At 54.0% G+C, this 7382-nt stretch carries 6 protein-coding genes; 1 reads left to right on the top strand and 5 read right to left on the bottom strand.

Annotated elements, in window-relative coordinates; all coding sequences use genetic code 11:
* The coding region (locus NTW95_14500) for a protein kinase (protein ID MCX6558618.1) at positions 1–1965 on the bottom strand (1965 nt) is incomplete at its 3' end.
* A 145-nt stretch (positions 1966–2110) separates the two neighbouring features.
* Here NTW95_14500 and NTW95_14495 point away from each other — a divergent pair.
* Positions 2111–5077 carry an AAA family ATPase gene (locus NTW95_14495; protein ID MCX6558617.1) on the top strand — a complete coding sequence of 989 codons (2967 nt, stop codon included), beginning with the start codon at positions 2111–2113 and terminating at the stop codon, positions 5075–5077.
* 24 nt (positions 5078–5101) lie between these two features.
* On the opposite strand, the gene NTW95_14490 is transcribed toward NTW95_14495, so the two are convergent.
* The 4 genes from NTW95_14490 to NTW95_14475 form a co-directional block, all read right to left on the bottom strand.
* Entirely contained in the window at positions 5102–5392 is a 291-nt protein-coding gene (locus NTW95_14490) for a PilZ domain-containing protein (protein MCX6558616.1), read from the bottom strand.
* A gap of 62 nt (positions 5393–5454) precedes the next feature.
* Positions 5455–6282: an ABC transporter permease gene (locus tag NTW95_14485; protein MCX6558615.1), complete on the bottom strand. Its 828-nt coding sequence runs from the start codon at positions 6280–6282 to the stop codon at positions 5455–5457.
* A complete protein-coding gene (locus tag NTW95_14480; protein MCX6558614.1) occupies positions 6266–7195 on the bottom strand; it encodes an ABC transporter permease in 930 nt (309 codons plus the stop codon). Before NTW95_14480 ends, NTW95_14485 begins: the two co-directional genes overlap by 17 nt.
* Positions 7192–7382, bottom strand: a 191-nt coding sequence (locus NTW95_14475) for a hypothetical protein (protein MCX6558613.1), incomplete at its 5' end; no start/stop codon positions are given. The genes NTW95_14475 and NTW95_14480, both read right to left, overlap by 4 nt.

Below are 7382 nucleotides of genomic sequence, written 5' to 3'. Positions count from 1 at the left end.
CATGATCTTGATTTCCTTCTGCTTGGTGATCATGATGTTGTGGGGCTTGATGTCGCGGTGAATGATCCCCTTGCGGTGCGAATAGTCAAGCGCCTTGAAAAGCTTGATGGCGATGAATACGATCTGCGAGGGGGAGAAGACCTTCTTGCGGCGGATCAGGCTCATGAAGTTCTCGCCTTCTATGTATTCCATGGAAATGAAGTAATCGTCCTTGATCTGGCCGACATCGTACACAGTGACGATGTTGGCCTGGGTCAGCGAGGCCGTCGAGCGGGCTTCGGAAAAAAAACGTTCCAGGTTGCGCTTGTCGGTGACCAGGGTCTTGTTCAGGATCTTCAGCGCCACCACGCGTTTCAGGACGGTGTCCTCGGCCTTGAAAACCACGCCCATGCCGCCCTCGCCGATCTTTTCGATGATGCGGTAGCGCTCGCTGGAATCCTCGTTGATCAGGTCCATCTCCTTGTATTTCTGTATCAGGTTCTCGACTTCCTTGATTTTTTGGTGCACATCCTTGAAGGAATAGTCCTCGGTCAGGATCATCTGGTAAATTTCGAAGGCTTTCTTGAAATTACCCGCGTTTTCGTACGCCTGGCCCAGGACATAAAACCATTCGATGTTGGATTTGTCGATCGGGTGATTGCCCAGCAGCTTTTCGATTTTTTCGATGACCAACTGCGGCTTGCGGTTCTTCAGGAAGATATTGGCCATGAGGGTGATGGCGGTCGCAAAATCGGGTGAATCGGGCGGGACCTGCTGGAAATTGGCCAGGGCGCGGCGGTCGTCATCGACCTTGATGAAGGAATTGCCGGCCTTGAAATATTCCTGGGCGTTTTCATACAGCTCGCCGGCTTTCTGAAATTTGCCGAACTTGAACGAAATGTTGGCCGCCATGGTCCATTCGCGCCCCATTTCAAACATTTTGGCCGCTTCCTCTTCGTTGTTGTCCTTGAGGTAGTTCTCGGCGGCGCCAAGGAAATTCTGGTTCATGAAATAGCAATGGGCGGCCTTGGAAAACTTTTTATCCCACTCGAAAAGTTCGGCTGCGCGCGTGTAGTCCTCTCCCCTCAGGAACCATTCGGCCGCTTCCAGGGTAGTGCCCTTGGCGAAGGCGCTTTCGCCGCGCAGCAGGTAAGCGATTTTGGGCTGGTTCAATTGCTCGTAGATCTCGGCGGCTTTGAGCGGCTGTTGGGCTTTTTCGTAATTCTGGGCGGCGTCGCCGAGCTTTTTCATTTTCAAGGCCACCTCGGCAGCCTTTTCGAATTTTCCGTATTTAACCAGCAGGTTGTAGGCTTTATCCAATTCGTTCAACTGGGTGTATAGTTCCACGGCCTTGAGCAGCTCCTGCTCAAGCTCCCGCGAATTCTGATAGCCGACCGAGGTATCGAAGCTGGTGATGAACCATTTTTCAAAATTGGTGGCCGCCTTTTTCAGGTTGCCCCCTTTTTCGTAGATGTAAGCCGCTTTTTTGTAAAAGCCCTTTTTTTCGTAGATCTGGGCCGCTTTTTCATACCGTTCGTAGTTGTAGTACAGTTCGGCCGCTTCCTGAAAGCGGTTGTTGTTTTCAAGGACGATTCCGGCGGCCTCGACATTTTTGCGCTTGAGCAGCAGCTTGATCAGGTTGTCGCTGTTGCCGCTTCTTTTGTATACTTCGATGGCCTCGCTCTCCTTGTTCAATTTTTCAAGCAGGGCGCCCATGTGCTCGTATTCCTGGCCTTCCTCGTACACCTGCAGGGCTTTTTTAAACTCGCCGATCTCCTCGTATATCTGGCCGGCCTTGAAAAACATATTCTGCTGGGAGGCTCTTCTGGCGCTCCTTTCCATGTAGGCTTTTTTGAAAAGCAGGTAGAAGAACGATTCAAAAAACGACTTGTTCTGGAAGGCGGAAACTTTCGCCGTTTTCAGGACCTGATAGATGATTTTCAGAATCAGCATCATCGCGGCAACGATGATCAGAAGTTTTACCAAGGGGTTACTGCCAATAAAATTCAGTATATCATCCATAGTTTCCGCAAAAAAGTATAGCAAATCCCGCTTGAAAAAGCAATTTTAAATTGACTTTCCGACAAGGGCTTCATATAATAAAAACGGTACGGGTGTACTGGAGAACAAGATGGAATCCCATTTCGGTCAATTCGCGAGGCTGAGCCAGTTTTTATCGGTTTTTCTACCCGATTTCAAGTTCGAAAAACGCGAATTCAACAAAGAAAACGCCGACCTTCTGCTCATCAACATGGTCGTCGTCCTGGACGGGCTGTTCAAGGCTGAAAACCTGTTTCGGAAAAAGAATTTCCAGCTGCCGGCCGGGAAAACTTTTTTTTCCGGCGACATTTTTCAAATGCTGGAGAATGCCATCGGCTTTCTGCAGGTTTTCAACACCCAGGTCCTGAATATGAGCAAAACCGAGCGCCAGACCATGGCGTTTATCCTGGAAAACATCAGCGATTACCTGAAAAATCAAAAAACACCGCTCGATGACAAAGTGAAAAAAGGCCTTTTCGGTGATTACAAGTTCTGGATTGAAAACCTGTTCAAGCTTTTTGACAAAAAGATCACCGGGTCAGTGACCCTGAAGCCGAACGCGGCTGAAAAAAAACACGCCGCTAGCGGCCATGAGGGCGAACTGGTTTATGCCAACGCCACCATCACCTTCAACCTGGCGCCTTTTTTCCTTTGCCGCGACGGGCAGCCCTTGGCCTTGACGCGGGTAGCCGCCGACGGCATCGCCTACGCCCCGATCGGCGGCGACGGCGAAACAACGGCTGACGGGGATGACGCGTTTCAAAAAATCTGCGAATTCTACCTGGCCAATTTTTGTTTTGCCGAGCTGGAGAGCTTGCAGCCGCGACTGCCCGACGCCGTTGCGGGCGGACCCTTAAGCAAATGGCGCGAGATCGAGGCGGCTTATCGCCAGCAGCAGCTGAAGCTCTATGCCGATAGCCAGCTTCTGCTTGAAGCTGCGTCCTTCGAAGATTTCAGCATGCCGCTGATCTATCTTCTGCAGATCAGAAACCTGGCCGGGCTAAGCCGCTTCCTGGAGATGAAGCGCCTGCTGCAGAAATTTTTGCTTTTTTACCCGTTCTACGCCGAGGGGCATGAAATGATCGGCGATGTCTATTGGCAGGAAGAGAACGTGGAGCTGGCCCTGAGTTTTTATGAGAAAGCGCTGTCGATCGCGCAGAACAAAAGCTTGGGCGAAAAGATAAAGAAGATCAGGGAGGCGATCGACAAAGGCAAGGGCAAGCCCGACGTACAGAAAAATGACGCCTTCTTCGACATCACCGAAACGGTCATCCAGAAAGAGGAAAGGATCATCGGCCGCGGCAAGGAACTCCGCCAGATGATCGAGATCCTGATATCCAATTCCAAGCGCAACCTGCTTTTGATCGGCGAAAGGGGGGTCGGCAAATCGGCCCTGATCCGCCTGTTGGCCCAGAAAATCATCTTCGAAGAGGTTCCCGCCGCGCTGAAAGAGAAACGGATCAAGGAGATCAACTTCGTTTCCCTGCTTACCGGTTCCAAGTATCGCGGCCAGTTCGAAGAAAAAGTACTGAAGCTCCTGCAGGAGTTCAAATCCCAGAATTCCATCCTGGTTTTGGAGGACATCCATCTGATGATGTCCACCGGGTCGGCCAGGGGAACCTCTCTGGATCTGGTCAATATCCTGAAAAATTTCCTGCGCGACAATTCCATCCAGGTGATCGCCACCACCGACTATGAGGAATACAAGAACACGATCGAAAAGGACAATTCGCTGCTGGGCTATTTCCAGAGAATCATCGTCAACGAACTTTCCCCGGAAGGGACGCGCAAGATCCTGAAGAACCTGGTCAATGCGGCGATGAGCGAGGACAACCTCATGGTTCCGAACGAGATCATCGAGGACATCGTCGAGAGCGCCAAAAGGGACATCCGCGAGCGGAAACTGCCCGATTCGGCCATCATGCTCCTGGAGCGCTGCATCGCCAAGGTCAAGTTGAAGAACAGCACCACCCAGGCCGGCGCGCACCGGGTCGAGGAAGCGGATGTGGTCGAAGTCCTGTCCGATATCGGCAATCTTCCTGAGACCAACATTTCCATTTCCTTGAAGAACCGTTTGCTCGCGTTGCCGGCCAATATTTTAAAAAGAATCGTCGGCCAGGACGAGGCCATCGCCAAAATGGTTTCCTCGGTGATCACGTCCAAGCTGGGCTACGACGTCAAAAAGAACCGGCCGCACGGCGTATTTATGTTCATCGGTCCGACCGGCGTGGGCAAAACGGAAACGGCCATCGCCCTGAGCGAATCCCTGTACGGCAGCCAGGACTACCTCATCCGCATAGACATGTCGGAATACATGGAAAAATTCACTTATTCGCGCTTCGTCGGGGCGGCTCCGGGCTATGTCGGCTACTATGACGCCAACCAGCTGACCGACAAGGTGCGCCAGAATCCCTATTCCATCATTCTTTTGGATGAAGTCGAAAAAGCGGACGCGCAGTTGCTGAACATCTTCCTACAGGTATTCGACGCCGGCCGCCTGACCGACGCCCGCGGCAACGTGATCGATTTTTCCAAAACCACCATCATCATGACCTCGAATATCGGCACGGCTTTGTTTTCCAAGGCCGACATGGGATACAAAAGCAGCCTGGAGGGGGCCAATGTTTCGCGGGCCACGCTGATCAAATCGCTGAAAAAATATTTTTCCCCCGAATTTCTCAACCGCATCGACGAAATCATCATCTTTAGGCATCTGCATGATGCCGATATCAGGGCCATCATCGACATCCACTTGGGCGAGATCCGCCGCGACCTGGAAAAACAGGGCAAGGAGCTGGTCATCAAGGACGATGTGCTGGCGACCATCGCCCACCGGGGCTATTCGCTCGAATACGGGGCTCGCAACCTGACCCGCGTCTTGAAAAAAGAGCTGCTGGAAAAAATCGCCTATCTTTCCCTGGACAAGGGTTGGAACGACGCCCGCTACCTAGTCTGCCGCCTGCAGGACGATGTCATCGAACTGACGCTCGAAGCGGCCGATGCCAATGCCGCGCCCGGCCTTATCGGCGCCAGCGAAAACGAGCAGGACAAGCCCTGAATTCGAGCCGGAGGCCCGGTTTTCCTAGGAGTGGCCTTCAACAAGCTGCAGGTATTCGGGTGGAGCTTCGTGGATGGCAATGCCGATATTGCTGGAGTTTTGAGTGGAGATCGTCTTGTTGATCCAGCGGATATCGCCATGCAGATGGATGACCTTGCCTCCGATTTGAAGCTTAATCGAAACCAGTTGATTTTTTGGAGTGGAACTCATGGAAATTTGAATTCCGCTTTGGGAAACATCGACAATGATCGCCGGTCTATCTTCCAAACTGGAGAGCATTCTTTTTCTAACACGTTTTTCCTTTCTTTTTTCCATGAAAAACCTCCACTAAAATTGCACTATCTGCCATCCGCCATGATATTTTTATTATAATTTATTTAAAATATTTTTGCAATGCGGTTGGCGGCGGCTCGGCCTTTGCCGCCATCGGCCAGCAGCAGAAAGGCGGCGATCAACACGATCAGACACCCCCCGGGAAGGACGGTCAGGGACGGCTTGACGAACAGGTGCGCGCGCCCGGCGTCGATCATCTGCCCCAGGCTGGGCAGCCGCGGGTCGAGCCCCAGGCCGAGGAAATCCAGACTCGACTCGAGCAATATGACCCCGGCCATGCCCAGAACGGCTTGAGTGGCGAGCAGGGGGAAAAGCAGCGGCGCCATGTGGCTGGAGGCGATGCGCAGCGCCGAGGCGTTGAAGCCCCGGGCGGCCAGGACGAATTCCCTCTCCTTGACTTTGATCACTTCGGCGCGCACCAACCTGGCGTACCCGGCCCAGCCGCTGCCCACCAGCGCCAGAACGAGATGAAAGATGCCCGGGCCCCAGAAAGCCACCAAGGCCAGGCAGAGCAGGATGCCCGGGAAGGCCAGGATCAGGTCGGCGCCGCGCATGATGCAGGCCTCGGTCAAGCCGCCTTGCCAGGCGGCCGCGAAACCGAGCAAGGCGCCGATGAGCGCCGAAAGAAAAACCACAGCCAGGGCAATGGCCAGGGAAATTGCGGTTGCGAATATCAGGCAGGAAAAAATATCCCGCCCCAGGGCGTCGGTGCCAAACACGTGCCCCGGCGAAGGCGCCTGCAGCCGCCACTGGATATTCAGGCGCAAATCGATGCCGTTGATGATGGCCCCGGCGGCAAGGAAGACCCCCAGCCCAGCGAGCAGGAGGATGCCCAGCTTCGTTTGCAGGTTTGTTTTACTCGCGGTGATCATGGCGCAGGCGCGGGTCGATGATCGGGTAGGTCAGGTCGATCAGAAGGTTGAGCAGCAGGTAGAGGACAGCCAGGAAAAGAGCGATCCCCTGGATCAGCGGAAAATCCCTTTGCCGGATGGCCGTGATCAGGAGGGTGCCGATGCCGGGCCAGGAAAAAACATTCTCGATGACGATGGTCCCGCTCAGCAAGGCGCCGAGCTGCAGGCCGATAATGGTGATTATTGGGATCAGGGCATTTCTCAAGACGTGACGGGAAAAAACATGAAACCCGGAAAGCCCCTTGGCGCGTGCCAGCAGGACGTACGGCTGGTTCATTTCCCCGGCCACCACGGTATGGATCACCCGCATCAGAAAGGCGCTGAGGGAGATCGCCAGAGTGAACGCCGGTAGGATCAGAAATCGGATTTCACCGCTGCCCGATACAGGGAGCCAGTGCCAGCGGAGCGAAAACAGAATGATCAGCAGGATCCCCGACAAGAAGCCGGGGACGGCCAGCCCGATGGTCGAAAAAACCATGCTCACCACGTAGCAAACCCCCCGCCCTTTCATGGCGGCCAGCATGCCGAGCGGCATGGCGATCAGCAGGGCCAGGAGCATGGCGGCGGCGGCCAGGATGATCGTATTGGGGAAATAACGGCGAATCGTTGCCAGAACCGGCCGGCGGTCGATGATGGACTCGCCGAGGTCCAGGCGCAGCAATTTTTGCACGAAGTGCATGTATTGTTCGACCAAGGGTCGATCCAAGCGCATGGACTGCTGCAGCCGCCGAATGTCTTCGGGCCGGGGCATTTTGCCCAGCATGGCCGCCACCGGATCGCCGGGAATGGTGTACACCAGTAAAAAAATCAGGCTGGCGGCCGCCCAGGTAAAAAGCAGGAACGCGCCCGTTTTTTTCAGCAGCCAAATTTTCATTTTCTGATCTGGTACTTTTTCAGCATGTTGAACAAGGACATGCGGCTGATTCCCAGTCTGGCGGCGGCCTGGTTCTTGTTCCAGCCGACCTCGTTCAGGGTGTTCAGCAGCAACGACCGTTCGAAATTCTCGCGCGTCTTTTTCAGACCGAGATGTTTTTTTTCTGTTTGTACGGCATGCTCCAGCC

This window comes from Candidatus Aminicenantes bacterium (assembly GCA_026393795.1).
Classification (GTDB): domain Bacteria; phylum Acidobacteriota; class Aminicenantia; order UBA2199; family UBA2199; genus UBA2199.
The sequence above is the reverse complement of the archived record's forward strand: the minus strand, read 5'-3'. Positions and strand labels throughout refer to the sequence as shown.